We start from the raw sequence: 14,798 nt of genomic DNA, 5'->3' as shown, positions 1-14,798 counted from the left end.
CGGCAGCGACGTAGCCGGTCCATCTGAAACTTGGCTGTTCTCTGTCGCCTCGACATCCTCTCTGATATCGATGTTCATGAACCATGCGAGGATCGGTCGGGTTGGTGGAGGGCGGTAATGCCGGAGTGGTCTCATCTCTTCGTAGGACGGGAAGCGGAGCTTGAGGCGCTGAAAAACGCCTACGCCGAAGCGGCGTGGGGCCGCACCCGCGTGGTGGCGATCATCGCGGAGAGTGGTTTTGGCAAAACACGCCTAGTCCAGGAGTTCTACAACTGGCTGTCCACCCATCACGACGGCGTGGGATCGGAAGGATATTGGCCCGACCGCCTGCTGAAACGGGAAGACAACCTGATGGTCAATCCCGACGTCGGAGAGGCCGGAGCCAATGGCACCTCCATGCCCTTCCTTTGGTGGGGGCTGCGTCTGCATGACCCGGACGCCAGGAATGAAATCGTGTCGCGGGCGCTGTGGTCCGGCCTGGACATCCTGAAGGCACATCTCGAACGCTATTCTCGTGCGGCCAGCAAGGAGGGCCTTCGCAGTCGATCCGACAAGGCTCTGCTCAAGGGGGCCGTGGACCTGGCGGTAGACGTCGCGGGCAACCTGGCGTCCTTCGGCCTCCTAGGGGTTGGAAAGACACTGCTGGAGAGTGGCAAGACGCTTTACGACCTTGATCGCGAGCGGCGCCTCATGGAGCAACTCGATACCTCTCCGGCGGCTGCCGATCGGCGAGCCAATGACGAACTGACCCAGACCATCCTGGGCGACCTGGCGCGCTTGACGAAATCGCCGCCCCGGGGGCTCTCGCCCATTCCCCTGGTGATCGTCCTGGATGATGCCCAGTGGCTTTCGCACGACGAAGGAACGACCGCCTTCGCCGAGGCCTTGGTGAGACGGGCCAGGCTGGAGAACTGGCCGGTATTGGTAATTCTGACCAGTTGGGAGCGAGAGTGGCGGGCCAGCGAGCGCTCGGGTGCGGCCCCCGCCTCATTGCTGGCGGTCGAGAATGACGATCCGGCCCTTTATCTCGGCCGTGCGCCCGAATTGGCCGAGGTCGTCACAACGGCGTTTCCGGGCCTGACGGAGCCGCAACGCACGACCATCCTGGACCAGGTGGACGGCAACCCCCGCTTCCTGGACGAAGTGCTGATGTATCTGGCGCGGAACCCTAAATATTTCGAAGGCCGCGACTTGACCGCCCCCCTGACGGACAGGGGCCTCCAAGAAGTGACGCGACGAGAATTCCCCGACTTCGTCGCCAACCGTTTCGCGGAAGCCCCCGACCACGTCCGCCGCGCCATGAGCCTGGCCAGTCTGCACGGAACGGCTTTTTCTCCTCGCCTGGTGAAATTCATGGCCGAACACTTGGCGCTCGAAGGCGCGGCCGAGGGCCTGGCGGAGGGCGAAGACCCCCATGGGTTCGCCAGCATGGAGCCGACCCACGGCGAGGGCGAATTTCGCCTCCGTGCCTATCGCAACGCGGCGTGGGATGATCTGGGCAACCATGTGGATGAGGAAGCGGCCGGGGAGGCGCTGGCTGCGGCGTGCGCGCTGGCCATCTCCGATCCTTCCGTCGCCAGCGATCGGGACCTGTTGCTGGTCCTGGGAAGGAAAGAGTCGAAAAGTTCGATCGCCGCCGCCGCCGAACTGATCAGGCGGGCGTATGTGCGGTATGATGCACGCGCCGCCGGGACCGCTGCAAAGGAAGTTCTGCCGCTGGCGCTTGATCATGTGGAATGGGCCGATCCCGCCCAACTTGTCCTAATTCTTGACGCGCATCAGGAGTGGGCTGGACCGACCCGCCAGTTCGTCACCCTTTACACTGAGCTCGTGAATCGAACGCGAGCTGACGTGGCGCACGACGCGACCCGCCAGCATCGAAATACACTTGCGAAAATCCTGTCTCTCTTCGGGCGCACGGTGGAGGTCCTTGACGGCCATGCCGCCGCTCGGTCCCTGCGCGAGGAGGCGACTGCGATCTTCAGAGCCCTCGCCGAGGAGCGGTCGACGCCCGACGCACATCGCGAACTGGCCATTGCGCTGTCCCGCCTCGGAAACACAGTTGAGGCCCTGGACGGCCCTGCCGCCGCCCGGCCCCTGCGCGAGGAAGAGACCGCGATCTTCAGAGCCCTGGTCGACGCGCAGCCCACGCCCAGCGCGCGCCTTGACCTGGCCGTCGCCCTGTCCCACCTCGGAAACACAGTTGAGGCCCTGGACGGCCCTGCCACCGCCCGGCCCCTGCGCGAGGAGGCGACTGCGATCAGCCGAGCCCTGGTCGACGCGCAGCCGACCCCCGGCGCGCGCCGCGAACTGGCCGTCGCCCTGACCAATCTCGGCGACACGGTGGAGGCCCTGGACGGTCCGGCAGCCGCCCAGCCCCTGCGCGAGGAGGTGACTGCGATCAGCCGAGCCCTGGCCGACGCGCAGTCGACGCCCAACGCTCGCCTTGACCTGGCCGTCGCCCTGACCCGTCTTGGAGATACGGTGGAGGCCCTGGACGGTCCTGCCGCTGCTCGGTCCCTGCGCGAGGAAGAGACCGCGATCAGCCGAGCCCTGGTCGACGCGCAGCCGACGCCCGGCGCGCGCCGCGAACTGGCCGGCGCCCTGACCCGTCTCGGCGATACGGTGGAGGCCCTGGACGGCCCTGCCGCCGCCCGGCTCCCGCGTGAGGAGGTGGCTGCAATCAGCCGAGCCCTGGTCGACGCGCAGCCGACCCCCGGCGCGCGCCGCGAACTGGCCGTCGCCCTGTCCCGTCTCGGAAACACAGTAGAGGCCCTGGACGGCCCTGCCGCCGCCCGGCCCCTGCGCGAGGAGGCGACTGCGATCAGCCGAGCCCTGGCCGACGCGCAGCCCACGCCCGGCGCGCAAAGCAACCTGGCCGTCGCCCTGACCTGTTTCGGCGACACGGTGGAGGCCCTGGACGGTCCCGCAGCCGCCCGGCCCCTGCGCGAGGAGGTGGCTGCGATCAGCCGAGCCCTGGTCGACGCGCAGCCGACCCCCGGCGCGCGCCGCGAACTGGCCGTCGCCCTGTCCCGTCTCGGAAACACAGTACAGGCCCTGGACGGCCCTGCCGCCGCCCGGCCCCTGCGCGAGGAAGAGACCGCGATCAGCCGAGCCCTGGCCGAAGCGCAGCCGACGCCCGGCGCGCGCCTTGACCTGGCCGTCGCCCTGTCCCACCTCGGAAATACAGTAGAGGCCCTGGGCGGCCCTGCCGCCGCCCGGCCCCTGCGCGAGGAGGCGACTGCGATCAGCCGAGCCCTGGTCGACGCGCAGCCCACCCCCGGCGCGCGCCGCAACCTGGCCGTAGCCCTGACCAATCTCGGCGACACGGTGGAGGCCCTGGACGGTCCGGCAGCCGCCCAGCCCCTGCGCGAGGAGGTGGCTGCGATCAGCCGAGCCCTGGTCGACGCGCAGCCCACGCCCGGCGCGCGAAGCAACCTGGCCGGCGCCCTGTCCCGCCTCGGAAACACAGTAGAGGCCCTGGACGGCCCTGCCGCTGCTCGGTCCCTGCGCGAGGAAGAGACCGCGATCAGCCGAGCCCTGGTCGACGCGCAGCCGACCCCCGGCGCGCGAAGCAACCTGGCCGGCGCCCTGACCCGTCTCGGCGATACGGTGGAGGCCCTGGACGGCCCTGCCGCTGCTCGGTCCCTGCGCGAGGAGGTGGCTGCGATCAGCCGAGCCCTGGTCGACGCGCAGCCGACCCCCGGCGCGCGCCGCGAACTGGCCGTCGCCCTGTCCCGTCTCGGAAACACAGTTGAGGCCCTGGACGGCCCTGCCGCCGCCCGGCCCCTGCGCGAGGAAGAGACCGCGATCTTCAGAGCCCTGGTCGACGCGCAGCCCACCCCCGGCGCGCGCCTTGACCTGGCCGTCGCCCTGTCCCGTCTCGGAAACACAGTAGAGGCCCTGGACGGCCCTGCCGCCGCCCGGCCCCTGCGCAGCAAAGCCGAAATAATCTTTGTGGGCCTTAAGGTCTCGGGCAATGAAGCGCCTGAACAGACGCTCTGGCGGCTTGTCAACGCTAGTGACATCCTATGGGCTGAAATTATAGGCGATCACCCTTGGAGTCGCTGTTTTGCTTTTGAAATTTTGAATGCCGACATAGCGGAGGGCCTTGTCGGCCGTTTTGAAGTTCTCGTCGACGAATACCGGGACTGGGCTACCAGCTCCGGTCCAACCCAATCCTTGGGATGGACGGAATCGATCCAGTTGCTTGTTGCGAGATGTCGCCTTGCGATGGGCGACTATGCGGGGGCTTTGAAAATATCAGAGCAGATCACACCCGTTTTCGCCCAACGAGCCGAAGGCGGCGAGCCAAGTTCTCTTCGGCAACTTTCTGTAAGTCTGATGGTTTCCGCTCGTGCCCATGAACAGCTTCGGGATGTCGACACCGCCGAGCGGCTGTTCGCCGAGGCGCTCGAAGTCCACAGGCCGGCGCTGAAAAGCGGCGTCGCTTCAGCGTACCGACAACACGCCGCCGCCGCATGGTTTCTGGCGGAATGTCTGGAGCGGCGAGGAAAGGGGGACTCTGTTGCGCCGATTTTTCAGGAAGGCCACGAAGCCGCGAAGAAGTTCGCCGAATTCGGTATGCAAGACGGTGCCGCCATCCTCTCAGCCTATGATGAAAAGGCCAGGGAACTCGGAACTGGATAATAAACCCACTGCTTGGAAGCGGCGCCTGAAAGGCTGCTGAGGCCCAACCTGATCCTAGGATCGCCTCGCCAGCGGCGTCCCCGGCAGGGCATTGTAGCGGCGACACTCAATGCAGCGGGCGACGACGTCCTCGCCTTCGAACTGCGCCTCGACCTCCTCCATGGTCCAGCCATACATCATGGGCGCGCCGCAATTTCCGCAGCGGAACTTCAGTTCTCCTTCCCTGTCAGGGTATTCGTCCGTGGGCATGGAAATGACCTCGGCCGCCGGTCGGGGGTTGTCGTGCCACCACTTCAGATTGACCACCCATTGCAGGGTTCCATCGAGACCCCGTTCCTGCTCTGGAACTCCGGTCGTCTGTTGACGCGCCTGTGATCGCACGAACTCCAGCATGTCGAGCCGCAGGTTGGTGACGCCGATGGCCTCCAGGCACTGACAGAAGAAGACCGCGCTGAAGGTGCCCCTGGCGATCTTGTTGCGCAGGTTGCGCTCGTTCTCATCGATGCCCAGGGCGACAAGGCGGCGCGTCAGGTCGCCATAGGTCATCCCCCGCTTGTCCAATTCGCCCTTGATCGTGCCTTTGACCCATTGCTGAGCGACCAGTTCGTCCATCACGGCCTCCGTTAAGCATCAAATTTGATGCATACGCACTTGACGTGAGCGCAACCTTGCGGCATTAGCATCATATTCGATGCAATCGCACAGGAGGGGTTTTGGCGCAAGGGGGTATCATAAGGCTCGGCCGGTTTCAGAGAGGGAGGCGCTGAATGGCGAACGTCCTGCCTCTCGAAAAGCAGGAACAAATCCTGCGCGGCCTCGGCATGGGAACGCCCTTGTCTCACCTGGCCCACATCCTGGACGTGGCCCCGGACACGGTCGCCCGTTATGCGCGCCTGGCGGGCGACATGGCGATCGCCTTCCTGGACGCCCAGCAACGCGACCTCGAAGTCGCCCGCGTGGAAGTGGACGAATATTACTCCTACTGCGGCGCCAAGCGTGAGAACGTCGATCGCATGAAGAACCGCAAGGAAGGGGATGGCGAAGTGCTCCATTTCCTGGCGGTCGTGCCGGGCACGGGCGGCTTCATCCTTTCGCATCTGGCGGCGCCGTCCAACGACCTGCACTCCACCCAGCCGTTCATCCGCGATCTGGGCGAGCGTCTGAAGCGTGACGAGAATGGCGACTTCATCGTCAGGCCCACGATCGTCAGCGATGGCCACGGTTCCTACAAGCCAGCCATCGAGGCCGAATGGGGCGCGGCGATGACTTACCTGCGCCTGAACAAGCAGAGGTCGAACCAGACCGCCGACGGCAAGAAGACCCGCTGGAGGTTCATTGGCGTTAGCCGGGAGGTCGTTATCGGAGAACTTGAGGGCGATGAGGAATTCTGGACGAATAATGTCGAAGCCGTGAACCGGACGGCCCGCGCCCGAAACCGTCGCGTGGCCCGCAGAACCAACGCCTTCTCAAAGACGTTCGAGAACCACAAGCGCCAGTTCGCCTATTGGGTTTTCTATCACAACTATTGCCTGATCGCGAAGCGTCGTGACATGACCCCGGCCATGGAGGTCGGAGCCTCGAAACGCCTCATCGAGACCAAGGGCATCATTGAACTGATCCACCACTATCATCGCCGGATCGAAGAGGAAGGTCTGATCGATGACACGCTGGATGAGGCTGAGGTCGACGATGGCGTCAACAACGACGAGATCGCCCCCTTCTGGCTGTATCGCAACTTCAACCTGAACACGGTGAAGGTTCACCGATCAGGCTGCTGCAACTGCCGCAACGGCAAAGGCCGGAATGGTCAGCAGGGTCGCAGCGGCGAATGGCATCCCATCCGCACCACCCTCCAGGACGCCCTGGATCGCGCCGAACGCCTCGAACCCAAACGAGTCGACGTCTGCCGCATATGCATCAGCGAATACCAGACCCTCGGACGGCGTATATGAGTGCGCCGAAAGTTATGAGATTCAAACTAGGGGACTACCGGGCTGATACGCCGCTTCCATCCGTGTCCAGGCATCAGCCGGCACATACGGTCGGATGGCTTTGGCAAAGCCTTCGTGTTCACCCAAATAGCGTTCGAGATGTCTCGATCCCGGGCTTGCCGCCTCTACATTGGCGACCCGATCAGCCAGCTTTACGAGGGCAGCATCCGGATTTTCTGCAATCTTGCGATATATGGCCGACATCTTGTCAGCACGATTTTCGCCCTCTGCGGTCACCGCCCACACCAGACCCGCCACACGCTTTCCGAAAAGTCTCATCAGGTCGTCACGAGACGTGTCGGTATCCTCGATCGTGTCGTGCAACCAGGCAGCTGCCAGAAGATCGGGGTCGTCTGTCCAACTCTGCAAGATTTCCACGACCTGCGAAAGGTGATGTTCGTAGGGATGCTCGTCGTACCGCTGCTCCCCATGCTTTCGGATGGCAAAGGCCCTGGCTGATTCCGGCCCCATGGGTCTCACCGCCGATAGAGGGCGCACACCAGCGTAAACAGCCGGCGCGAGGTCTCGTGATCCATGTCGATCTTGCCGTCCAGGCGGGCCTTCAACGTCTCTGCCCCCTCGTTGTGCAGGCCCCTGCGGCCCATGTCGACCGACTCGATCTGGCTGGGCGAGGATCCGCGCAGCGCCTCATAATAGCTGTCGCAGATCATCAGATAGTCGCGCAGCACGCCCTTCAGCGGCGTCAGCGACAACACATGGGTCCGCGCATGCTCCGGACCGGTCACATCGAACACCAGCCGGCTGTCCTGCAGCGACAGCTTCAGCGCGTAGGGGCCACCGGGGGCCCCGGCCGGCCGGAAGGAATTCCGCTCGACGAGGTCAAAGATCGCCACCCGGCGCTCATGCTCGATCTCGGCGGTTGCCGCCGGCAGGGTCGCCGCGTCCAGCTCGACCGAGGCCAGGCGTTCGCTCTCCGGCCGGGCGTCCGTCATGCCGGGTCCACCGCATCATCCATGTCGGGGTGGCTGGGCTTTTCCCGGGCGGGCCAGCGGTCTGACAGATCCGCCAGCACCACGTCCAGGCACTCGACATCGATCCGCAGGTCCCCGCCCCCGGCGAACATCAGATAGACCTGACCCGACGGCGCCTCCGACGGCTCGAAATGCAGGGCCAGCAGTTCCAGCGCCTGTTCGGGCCCGCGCGGCAGCTGTCGACTCTTGACCGCGGTTACATCCCCGAACTGCATGGCCGCCATCACCCGCGTGCCCCCGCATTCCCAGCAAAAACGGCTCAGCGTCAGCGTCACCTGCCGGCTCGACCGCTCCCAGACGATGTCGATCGGGCGCAGGATCGCGTCCTGCAGCGCCGCCGAGATGAACTGCAGGTCCTCGACGTCCATGGCCAGCAGGCGCAGCGGCTCCGGGGGCGTGGTCGGCTGCGGCGGCGTCAGGGCATCCGGTTCAGTGCTCATGACCCTCGCCCCTGATCCGGCGGATGTCGGCCCCGCACCGGCCCAGCTTTTCCTCCAGCCGCTCGAATCCGCGATCCAGATGATAGACCCGGCCGATGGTCGTCTCGTCCTCGGCCACCAGCCCGGCGATCACCAGACTGACCGAGGCGCGCAGATCGGTCGCCATGACCGGGGCCCCGCGCAGTCGCTCGACCCCCGTCACCACCGCCTCGCCGCCGTGCACGGCAATCTCGGCGCCCAGCCGCGCCAGCTCGGGTGCATGCATGAAGCGGTTCTCGAAGATGTTCTCATGGATGCGGCTCTGACCCTCGGCGGTGGTCATCAGCGCCATGAACTGCGCCTGCAGATCGGTGGCAAAGCCCGGATAGACCTCGGTGGTCACATCGACCGCCTTCAGCCGCACCGCCGGATCGCGCCGCACCCGCACGCCGTCGTCCGTCTCGGTCACGTCCACGCCGCTCTCGCGCATCTTGGCCGTCAGGGCGGTCATCAGCTCGGGCCGGCTGCCGGTCAGGGTCACATCCCCGCCTGCCATGGCGGCCGCCACGGCATAGGTCCCCATCTCGATCCGGTCGGCGATCACCGGCCAGTCCGCTCCGCCCAGCGAGGCCACGCCCGTGATCGTCAGCGTATGGGTATCGATGCCCTCGACCTTGGCCCCCATGGCCATCAAACACCGCGCCAGATCGCCGATCTCGGGCTCGCGCGCCGCATTGTTCAGCACCGTCGTGCCCTCGGCCAGGACGGCCGCCAGCAGCGCATGCTCGGTCGCCCCGACCGAGATGAACGGAAAGGTGATCTCGGCACCCTGCAGCCCCCTGGGCACCCGCGCCTCGACATAGCCTTCGTCCAGTTCGATCTCGGCTCCCAGCGCCTTCAGCGCCATCAGGTGCAGGTCGACCGGCCGCGCCCCGATGGTGCAACCGCCCGGCAAGGACACCCGCGCCTCGCCCGTCCGCGCCAGCAGCGGCCCCAGCACATTGAACGAGGCCCGCATCTGCCGCACCAGATCATAGGGGGCAAAGGTCGAGGTGATCTTCGGCGCATGAAACAGCGTCTGCTGCGCGCCGGCGTCACCCGTCTCGGTCACCTCGACGCCCAGCTGGCGCAGCAACTCCCCCAGGAATCGCGTATCGGCCAGTCGCGGCATATTGGTCAGGCGCAGCGGCTGGTCGGTCAGGATCGAGGCCGCCATCAGCTTCAGCGCCGAATTCTTGGCCCCGCTGATGGGAATGCTGCCGTTCAGGGTGTTGCCGCCGCGGATGGCAATACTGTCCATGTCGATCCTGATGCCTGACCGCCGGCACCTGATCGCGCTGCGGGGGACCGGTTATCTAGCGCGACCCGCCCCCCCGATGAAAGGGCCCGGCGGGGCCGATCCTCAGCTTTCTTCGTCGGACCCGTCCAGGGGCCCGGCGGAGGCGGCCTGCGCCCGTCCCGCCTGCTTGCGCCGTTTCAGATTGGCCCGCAGCGCCTGCGCCAGCCGGGCCTCACGGTCCGGCTTTGCCGCCTGCGCGGGCTTGCTGGCCCTGGTGTCGTCCGCTTCGCTCATGCCACTCATCGACCACCGAACGCGCTTTTCGGCAAGAGATTGCGTTTAGGGGCTTTCGCCCGCACCCCGCTTTGGCTATACGCCCGGTTCCTCAGATTTGGCCGCCGTAGCTCAGTGGTAGAGCGCATCCTTGGTAAGGCTGAGGTCGTGGGTTCGATTCCCCCCGGCGGCACCACTTCCCGATCCTGAACGACGCTACCGCTCCGACTCCGGGGCGGCACGCGTGCGTCGATAATCGCGCCAGGCCCTGCGACGGTCCGTGCTGCGGTCGTCGCGCGCATCCAACAGAGGCAGGCCGATCTCCGAGCGCCACGGGGTGACCACCGGGTCCATCCAGTCGGGGTCATAGCCGTAACCATATCGACCATAGGCCGGATAGCCGTTCTTGACCTCGCTGTAGTGCAGGTGCAGGTGGCCCCGCTCGCCCAGCGGCACCGAGACCGAGGCCCCATACTGCCGATAGCCTTCCGTGCCAATGCCGACACTGAACTCGCTGCGCACGCGCCGCTCGCTGTCCCAGCCGATTCCGTCCACCGGACCATCGTAGGCCGCGCCCACATCCGAAGACACAGCGGGGGCCTCGGCCAGCCAGCGGCGGATCTGCTGGTCGGTGGTCAGGCCGTGGGGCGCGGAGTCCTGCACTGCGGCCGGGGCCGGGGTTTCGGCGTCAGCGGCCACCTTGCCTTCCGCCGCCACGGTCTCGGCAGATACCGTCGGTGCGGTGGCCGTGCGGATGATCTCGTCCGGGTCCTGGGGATCGGGGCTGCACAGGGTGAGAAGGGCGACGCCGGCCATTATTGTGATCATCGTCAGACCTTCCCCTGTATCCGGGCGGGCTGCAACCGCGCCTGCCGTAGCGACTCATCCTGGGTGCGAAATGTGTTCACGGTCGGGCCAGACCTTCGCCCCGGCCCAGAGGGTCCGGCAGGGCCTCGCCCTCAGGGACAAAGCTGAGCGCCGCCGAATTGATGCAGTAGCGCAGGCCTGTGGGCGGCGGGCCATCCGGAAACACATGACCCTGATGGCCGTCACAGCGGGCGCAGCGCGTCTCGATCCGCACTATGCCATACGACGTATCCCGCACCTCGCGGATGTGGGCCGGATCAAAGGGCCGGTCGAAACTGGGCCAGCCGGTGCCGCTCTCGAACTTGGTTCTGGTCTGGAACAGCGGCAGGCCGCACAGGCGGCAACAGAACACCCCGGCCCGCTTCTCGTCCAGCAGGCCCCCGCAGAACGGGGCCTCGGTGCCATGCGCCAGCAGGATGCGTTCGGCCTCGGGGTCCAGATCGGCGATCAGTCGCTCGCGCTGATCCTCATCGGGCGGGGTCAGGTCAAAGCCGGAGGCGGAGATCATCTGCGTCATGCCCCGGATATAGGAAAGGCCGGCCGGGGTTCCCACCCCGACCGGCCCAGGTATTCAATCTCGCCCGCTTCTACCCGACGCACTCAAGCAGCGAGCCTCCGCGAGGCGAGCGTAGCGCTCTGGAATCAGCCTCCGAAGAGGCTCGAAACCCAGGTGCGGACGGCGGCTTCATCCGCCGGATTGCCGGTGTAGCGCAGGCCCTGGGCCGGCACATGCGGCTCATTGTTGCCCCGCTGACGGCTGGTCCACACCTTGTGGCCATAGGTCAGGTCGGCATAGTTCGACGGCAGGCGGACAACGGTCGGTTCCACAAAGATGGAGTCCTCGGCCGTGGTCGATCCGGCGATACGCACATTCGGCAGGTTCACCAGCAGGTCCAGAACGTCCAGGCAGCCGCCCGAGCAACCCGAGTCGACCAGAACGATCACCGGCCCCTGCACAGGGTTGGGCGCGCCCGTATCCGCCACCGGCGCGCGGCCCGGCAGGACAAAGCTGTCCTGACCGGCGGCCATGGCGGCGTCGAAAGCCTCGACAATGGCCCGGGTCTCTTCGATGACGATCGGGTTTTCCTCGACGAACAGCGGGTCGGCCTCCATCCGGGCCAGGGTGTCGGCGAACCAGTCGCGGTTGTCCTGGCTGACGCGATAGGTGACCTCGCCCACCGCCGGCTGACGGCTGACGGTGAACTCGGGCGTCCAGATCCGGTTCGCGACGCCATAGGCACGACGCGAAGCCGTGAACTCGGATCCGTTGGCACCCCGCAGGTCCAGCACAAAGCCCTGCGGTCCCCGGATCGATTCTGCTTGCGCCAGCAGCGCTGCATTGAACGCGGTCCAGTCCGCGTCCTCGCTCAGCGAGTGCACATGCACCCAGGGCCGCCCGTTGACCTGTTCAATGGCCAGCGGCACGTCACCGGGCATCCAGACGGTGGCGCGATAGGCAGCTTCCAGCGCCTGGGGGCTGACCGGGTGAATCTGCAGCTCGACGTCGCGCGAACGGCGTCCTTCCTGGAATTTACAGGTCTGGGGCAGGCCGCGGGTGAAGGGATTGTTGCGGTTCCAAAGCAGATAGGGCGCCGACCGGACGCGACCGGCCTCGGTCGTCAGGTCCGCTTCCCAGCGATCCAGCTTCTCCATGGCGAACTGCTCGATCGGAACGCCGTTGCATTCGGTCACCACCGACCCGACCCGGGGGCCGCGACGCACGCCATCGGCGACGTGGGTCACGACATACTGACCATCGCGCCAGCCCGTGGTCACGCCGCCCCAGCTGATACCGAAGTACGGGCCCAGCAGGTCGAAGGTCGGCGTGATCCGCAGGTTGGAGTCACGGAAGCCGCCCGCGAAATAGCGCATCAGATAGGCGTGGCTGTCGCCGCTGTTGACCTGACCGACCAGGGCCTGGGCTTCGGCAAGTCCCGTGTCCAGATAGGCGCGGAAGGCGGCGGCTTCAGCGCCCCCGGCCACCAGCGCCGGGTGATTCTCGCGAATCTCCTGCTGGGCAGTCACCAGGTCCTGCGAGGCGAGCGCCCGGAAGTCCTGGGCCGCGACCGAGGTGGCGACGGTAACGGCGAGGGCCGCGGCCGTAACGGCGGCATACGGTCTGAACGTCATACGAAAGGCTCCAGTGGTCGTGTCAGGGGAGATACCCGGACGTTAAAGCCGATCAGGCAGGGGCTTGCCAACCCCGAACGCCGATCAAGCGAACCCCCCGGTCCGTAAGCCGGTTTACTCGCACCGGATCACGGCCTAATCGGGGCCGTCGCCTCAAGGCGAGATCACAGTGCGTTGATCTCCCACATCCGGCGATGTCGATGGAACCGGGAATGTTCGCCAAGATTCTGATCGCCAACCGGGGCGAGATCGCCGTCCGTATCATCAAGACCTGCCGCCGCATGGGCATCCGGACGGTCCAGGTCTATTCCGAGGCCGACGCCGGATCGCTGGCCGTCGAAATGGCGGATGAGGCCGTGTTGATCGGCCCGGCTCCCGCGTCTGAATCCTATCTTCTGGCCGACCGCATCGTCGACGCCGTGCGACAAACCGGCGCAGAGGCTGTACACCCCGGCTTTGGCTTCCTGTCGGAGAACGCGGGTTTCGCCCGCCGCCTGCGCGACGAGGGCATCGCCTTCATCGGCCCCAATCCCGAAGCCATCGAGGCCATGGGCGACAAGATCAGCTCGAAAAAGCTGGCCGCCGAGGCCGGGGTCTCGACCGTGCCCGGCCATATGGGCCTGATCGAAACGCCGGAAGAGGCCGTCCGCATCGCGCGTGAGATCGGCTATCCGATCATGATCAAGGCCTCGGCTGGCGGCGGCGGCAAGGGCATCCGCGTCGCCCACTCCGATGCCGACATGGCTGACGGCTTCTCCTCGGTGAAGGCCGAGGCGAAATCCGCCTTCGGCGACGACCGGGTCTTCCTCGAGAAATTCATCGAAAACCCCCGCCACATCGAAATCCAGGTGATGGGCGACAAGCACGGCAATGTCGTCCACCTGTTCGAGCGCGAATGCTCGATCCAGCGTCGCAATCAGAAGGTCATCGAGGAGGCCCCCTCCCCCCTGCTCGATGAAAAGACCCGCAAGGCCATGGGCGAACAGGCCATCGCCCTGGCCAAGGCCGTGAACTACGACTCCGCCGGCACGGTCGAATTCGTCGCGGGTCAGGACAAGAGCTTCTACTTCCTCGAGATGAACACCCGGCTGCAGGTCGAGCACCCGGTCACCGAGCTGATTACCGGCGTCGATCTGGTCGAACAGATGATCCGCTCGGCCTGGGGCGACCCGCTGAACATCACCCAGAAGGACCTGAAGATTCGCGGCTGGGCGATCGAGAGCCGCATCTATGCCGAGGATCCCTATCGCGGCTTCCTGCCGTCGATCGGCCGGCTGGTGCGGTATGAACAGCCGCGCGAGGGCGAGCAGGACGGCTATCTGGTCCGCAACGATTCCGGCGTCCGCGAGGGCGACGAGATCAGCATGTTCTACGACCCCATGATCGCCAAGCTGTGCACCTGGGGCGAAACGCGCGAGGCCGCCATCGACGGCATGGCCCGCGCGCTGGAGGACACCCACCTTGAGGGCGTCGGCCACAATGTTCCCTTCCTCGCCGCCGTCATGGATCAGGAGCGCTTCCGCTCCGGGGCCCTGACCACCCGCTACATCACCGACGAATTTCCCGACGGCTTCCACGGCGTGCCCGTGGCCGGTTTCGGCCGCGACGTCATGCTGGCCGCGAGCCTCGCCATGAAGGCCGTGCAGGTCGAACAGTCCGGCGATCCGGACAGCCGCAGCGACTGGACGGTGCTGGTGGGCGGCGAAACCGTCCCGGCCAGCCTCGCGGTCGATGAGGATGAAAACCTGGCTGTCACCCTGCCGGATGAGGAGCGTACCCTGATCCTGTCGGAAATCGACTGGTCGCCGGGCCTGGCCCAGTTCCGCGCGGTTCTGGACGGCACGCCGTTTACGGCCGAGGTCGCCCGCGTGCCTGACGGCTTCACCATCCGCCACCGCGCCATGCGCGCTCGTGTCCGCGTCCTGTCCCCCCGCCACGCCGAACTCTACGCGCGCCTGCCGGAAAAGGTCCCACCCGACACCTCCAGACTGATCCAGTCCCCCATGCCGGGCCTGGTCGTCGCCGTGCCCGTCACCGTGGGCCAGGAGGTCAAGGAGGGCGAGACCGTCGCCATCATCGAAGCCATGAAGATGCAGAACATCCTCAAGGCCGAACGCGATGGCGTGGTCAAGACCATCGGCGCCCAGGCCGGCGACCCCGTCGCCGCCGACGACGTGCTGGTCGAGTTCGAATAGGG

General features: G+C 66.2%; 12 protein-coding genes and 1 tRNA gene. 4 read left to right on the top strand and 9 right to left on the bottom strand.

Annotation, left to right across the window (positions count from 1 at the left end):
• Positions 1-117 precede the first annotated feature (117 nt).
• Entirely contained in the window at positions 118-4,650 is a 4,533-nt protein-coding gene (locus IBJ06_RS13165) for an AAA family ATPase (RefSeq protein ID WP_292161137.1), read from the top strand.
• Between the two features lie 54 nt (positions 4,651-4,704).
• On the opposite strand, the gene IBJ06_RS13160 is transcribed toward IBJ06_RS13165, so the two are convergent.
• Entirely contained in the window at positions 4,705-5,262 is a 558-nt protein-coding gene (locus IBJ06_RS13160) for a DUF6471 domain-containing protein (protein WP_292161135.1), read from the bottom strand.
• Between the two features lie 155 nt (positions 5,263-5,417).
• On the opposite strand from IBJ06_RS13160, the gene IBJ06_RS13155 reads away from it, so the two are divergent.
• On the top strand, positions 5,418-6,602 hold the full coding sequence (locus IBJ06_RS13155; protein WP_292161133.1) for a hypothetical protein: 1,185 nt from the start codon (positions 5,418-5,420) through the stop codon (positions 6,600-6,602).
• 21 nt (positions 6,603-6,623) lie between these two features.
• Here IBJ06_RS13155 and IBJ06_RS13150 read toward each other — a convergent pair whose 3' ends face one another.
• The 5 genes from IBJ06_RS13150 to IBJ06_RS13130 form a co-directional block, all read right to left on the bottom strand.
• A complete protein-coding gene (locus IBJ06_RS13150; protein ID WP_292161131.1) occupies positions 6,624-7,112 on the bottom strand; it encodes an HD domain-containing protein in 489 nt (162 codons plus the stop codon).
• Between the two features lie 5 nt (positions 7,113-7,117).
• A complete protein-coding gene (locus IBJ06_RS13145; RefSeq protein WP_292161129.1) occupies positions 7,118-7,594 on the bottom strand; it encodes a UPF0262 family protein in 477 nt (158 codons plus the stop codon).
• Complete coding sequence (locus IBJ06_RS13140) at positions 7,591-8,073, bottom strand: DUF2948 family protein (RefSeq protein WP_292161127.1); 483 nt, start codon at positions 8,071-8,073, stop codon at positions 7,591-7,593. The genes IBJ06_RS13145 and IBJ06_RS13140 overlap by 4 nt, the downstream gene beginning before the upstream one ends.
• Positions 8,063-9,352, bottom strand: coding sequence for a UDP-N-acetylglucosamine 1-carboxyvinyltransferase (murA, locus tag IBJ06_RS13135; RefSeq protein WP_292161125.1), 1,290 nt, complete (start codon positions 9,350-9,352; stop codon positions 8,063-8,065). Before murA ends, IBJ06_RS13140 begins: the two co-directional genes overlap by 11 nt.
• A 102-nt stretch (positions 9,353-9,454) precedes the next feature.
• Positions 9,455-9,625: a hypothetical protein gene (locus IBJ06_RS13130; RefSeq protein ID WP_292161123.1), complete on the bottom strand. Its 171-nt coding sequence runs from the start codon at positions 9,623-9,625 to the stop codon at positions 9,455-9,457.
• A 100-nt stretch (positions 9,626-9,725) separates the two neighbouring features.
• On the opposite strand from IBJ06_RS13130, the gene IBJ06_RS13125 reads away from it, so the two are divergent.
• A tRNA-Thr gene (locus tag IBJ06_RS13125) sits at positions 9,726-9,800 on the top strand.
• A gap of 20 nt (positions 9,801-9,820) precedes the next feature.
• Here the strand turns inward: IBJ06_RS13125 and IBJ06_RS13120 are convergent.
• The 3 genes from IBJ06_RS13120 to IBJ06_RS13110 form a co-directional block, all read right to left on the bottom strand.
• Complete coding sequence (locus IBJ06_RS13120; protein WP_292161122.1) at positions 9,821-10,420, bottom strand: hypothetical protein; 600 nt, start codon at positions 10,418-10,420, stop codon at positions 9,821-9,823.
• Between the two features lie 88 nt (positions 10,421-10,508).
• A complete protein-coding gene (gene msrB, locus IBJ06_RS13115) occupies positions 10,509-10,988 on the bottom strand; it encodes a peptide-methionine (R)-S-oxide reductase MsrB (RefSeq protein WP_292161120.1) in 480 nt (159 codons plus the stop codon).
• Positions 10,989-11,113: 125 nt separating this feature from the next.
• On the bottom strand, positions 11,114-12,601 hold the full coding sequence (locus tag IBJ06_RS13110; RefSeq protein WP_292161119.1) for a hypothetical protein: 1,488 nt from the start codon (positions 12,599-12,601) through the stop codon (positions 11,114-11,116).
• Positions 12,602-12,813: 212 nt separating this feature from the next.
• Here IBJ06_RS13110 and IBJ06_RS13105 point away from each other — a divergent pair, with 212 nt between their 5' ends.
• Positions 12,814-14,796 carry an acetyl/propionyl/methylcrotonyl-CoA carboxylase subunit alpha gene (locus IBJ06_RS13105; protein ID WP_292161118.1) on the top strand — a complete coding sequence of 661 codons (1,983 nt, stop codon included), beginning with the start codon at positions 12,814-12,816 and terminating at the stop codon, positions 14,794-14,796.
• Positions 14,797-14,798: the final 2 nt, after the last annotated feature.

Origin of the sequence: Brevundimonas sp. (genome assembly GCF_016742135.1) — a bacterium.
In the GTDB taxonomy this organism is placed as follows: Bacteria; Pseudomonadota; Alphaproteobacteria; order Caulobacterales; family Caulobacteraceae; genus Brevundimonas.
Note: the sequence above shows the minus strand (reverse complement) of the source record. Positions and strands in the feature narration are given on the sequence as shown.

Coding starts and splice junctions, on each gene's coding strand:
- IBJ06_RS13165 (WP_292161137.1), top strand. CDS start 118: ATGCCGGAGTGGTCTCATCTCTTCGTAGGACGGGAAGCGGAGCTTGAG.
- IBJ06_RS13160 (WP_292161135.1), bottom strand. CDS start 5,262: ATGGACGAACTGGTCGCTCAGCAATGGGTCAAAGGCACGATCAAGGGC.
- IBJ06_RS13155 (WP_292161133.1), top strand. CDS start 5,418: ATGGCGAACGTCCTGCCTCTCGAAAAGCAGGAACAAATCCTGCGCGGC.
- IBJ06_RS13150 (WP_292161131.1), bottom strand. CDS start 7,112: ATGGGGCCGGAATCAGCCAGGGCCTTTGCCATCCGAAAGCATGGGGAG.
- IBJ06_RS13145 (WP_292161129.1), bottom strand. CDS start 7,594: ATGACGGACGCCCGGCCGGAGAGCGAACGCCTGGCCTCGGTCGAGCTG.
- IBJ06_RS13140 (WP_292161127.1), bottom strand. CDS start 8,073: ATGAGCACTGAACCGGATGCCCTGACGCCGCCGCAGCCGACCACGCCC.
- murA (WP_292161125.1), bottom strand. CDS start 9,352: ATGGACAGTATTGCCATCCGCGGCGGCAACACCCTGAACGGCAGCATT.
- IBJ06_RS13130 (WP_292161123.1), bottom strand. CDS start 9,625: ATGAGCGAAGCGGACGACACCAGGGCCAGCAAGCCCGCGCAGGCGGCA.
- IBJ06_RS13120 (WP_292161122.1), bottom strand. CDS start 10,420: ATGGCCGGCGTCGCCCTTCTCACCCTGTGCAGCCCCGATCCCCAGGAC.
- msrB (WP_292161120.1), bottom strand. CDS start 10,988: ATGACGCAGATGATCTCCGCCTCCGGCTTTGACCTGACCCCGCCCGAT.
- IBJ06_RS13110 (WP_292161119.1), bottom strand. CDS start 12,601: ATGACGTTCAGACCGTATGCCGCCGTTACGGCCGCGGCCCTCGCCGTT.
- IBJ06_RS13105 (WP_292161118.1), top strand. CDS start 12,814: ATGTTCGCCAAGATTCTGATCGCCAACCGGGGCGAGATCGCCGTCCGT.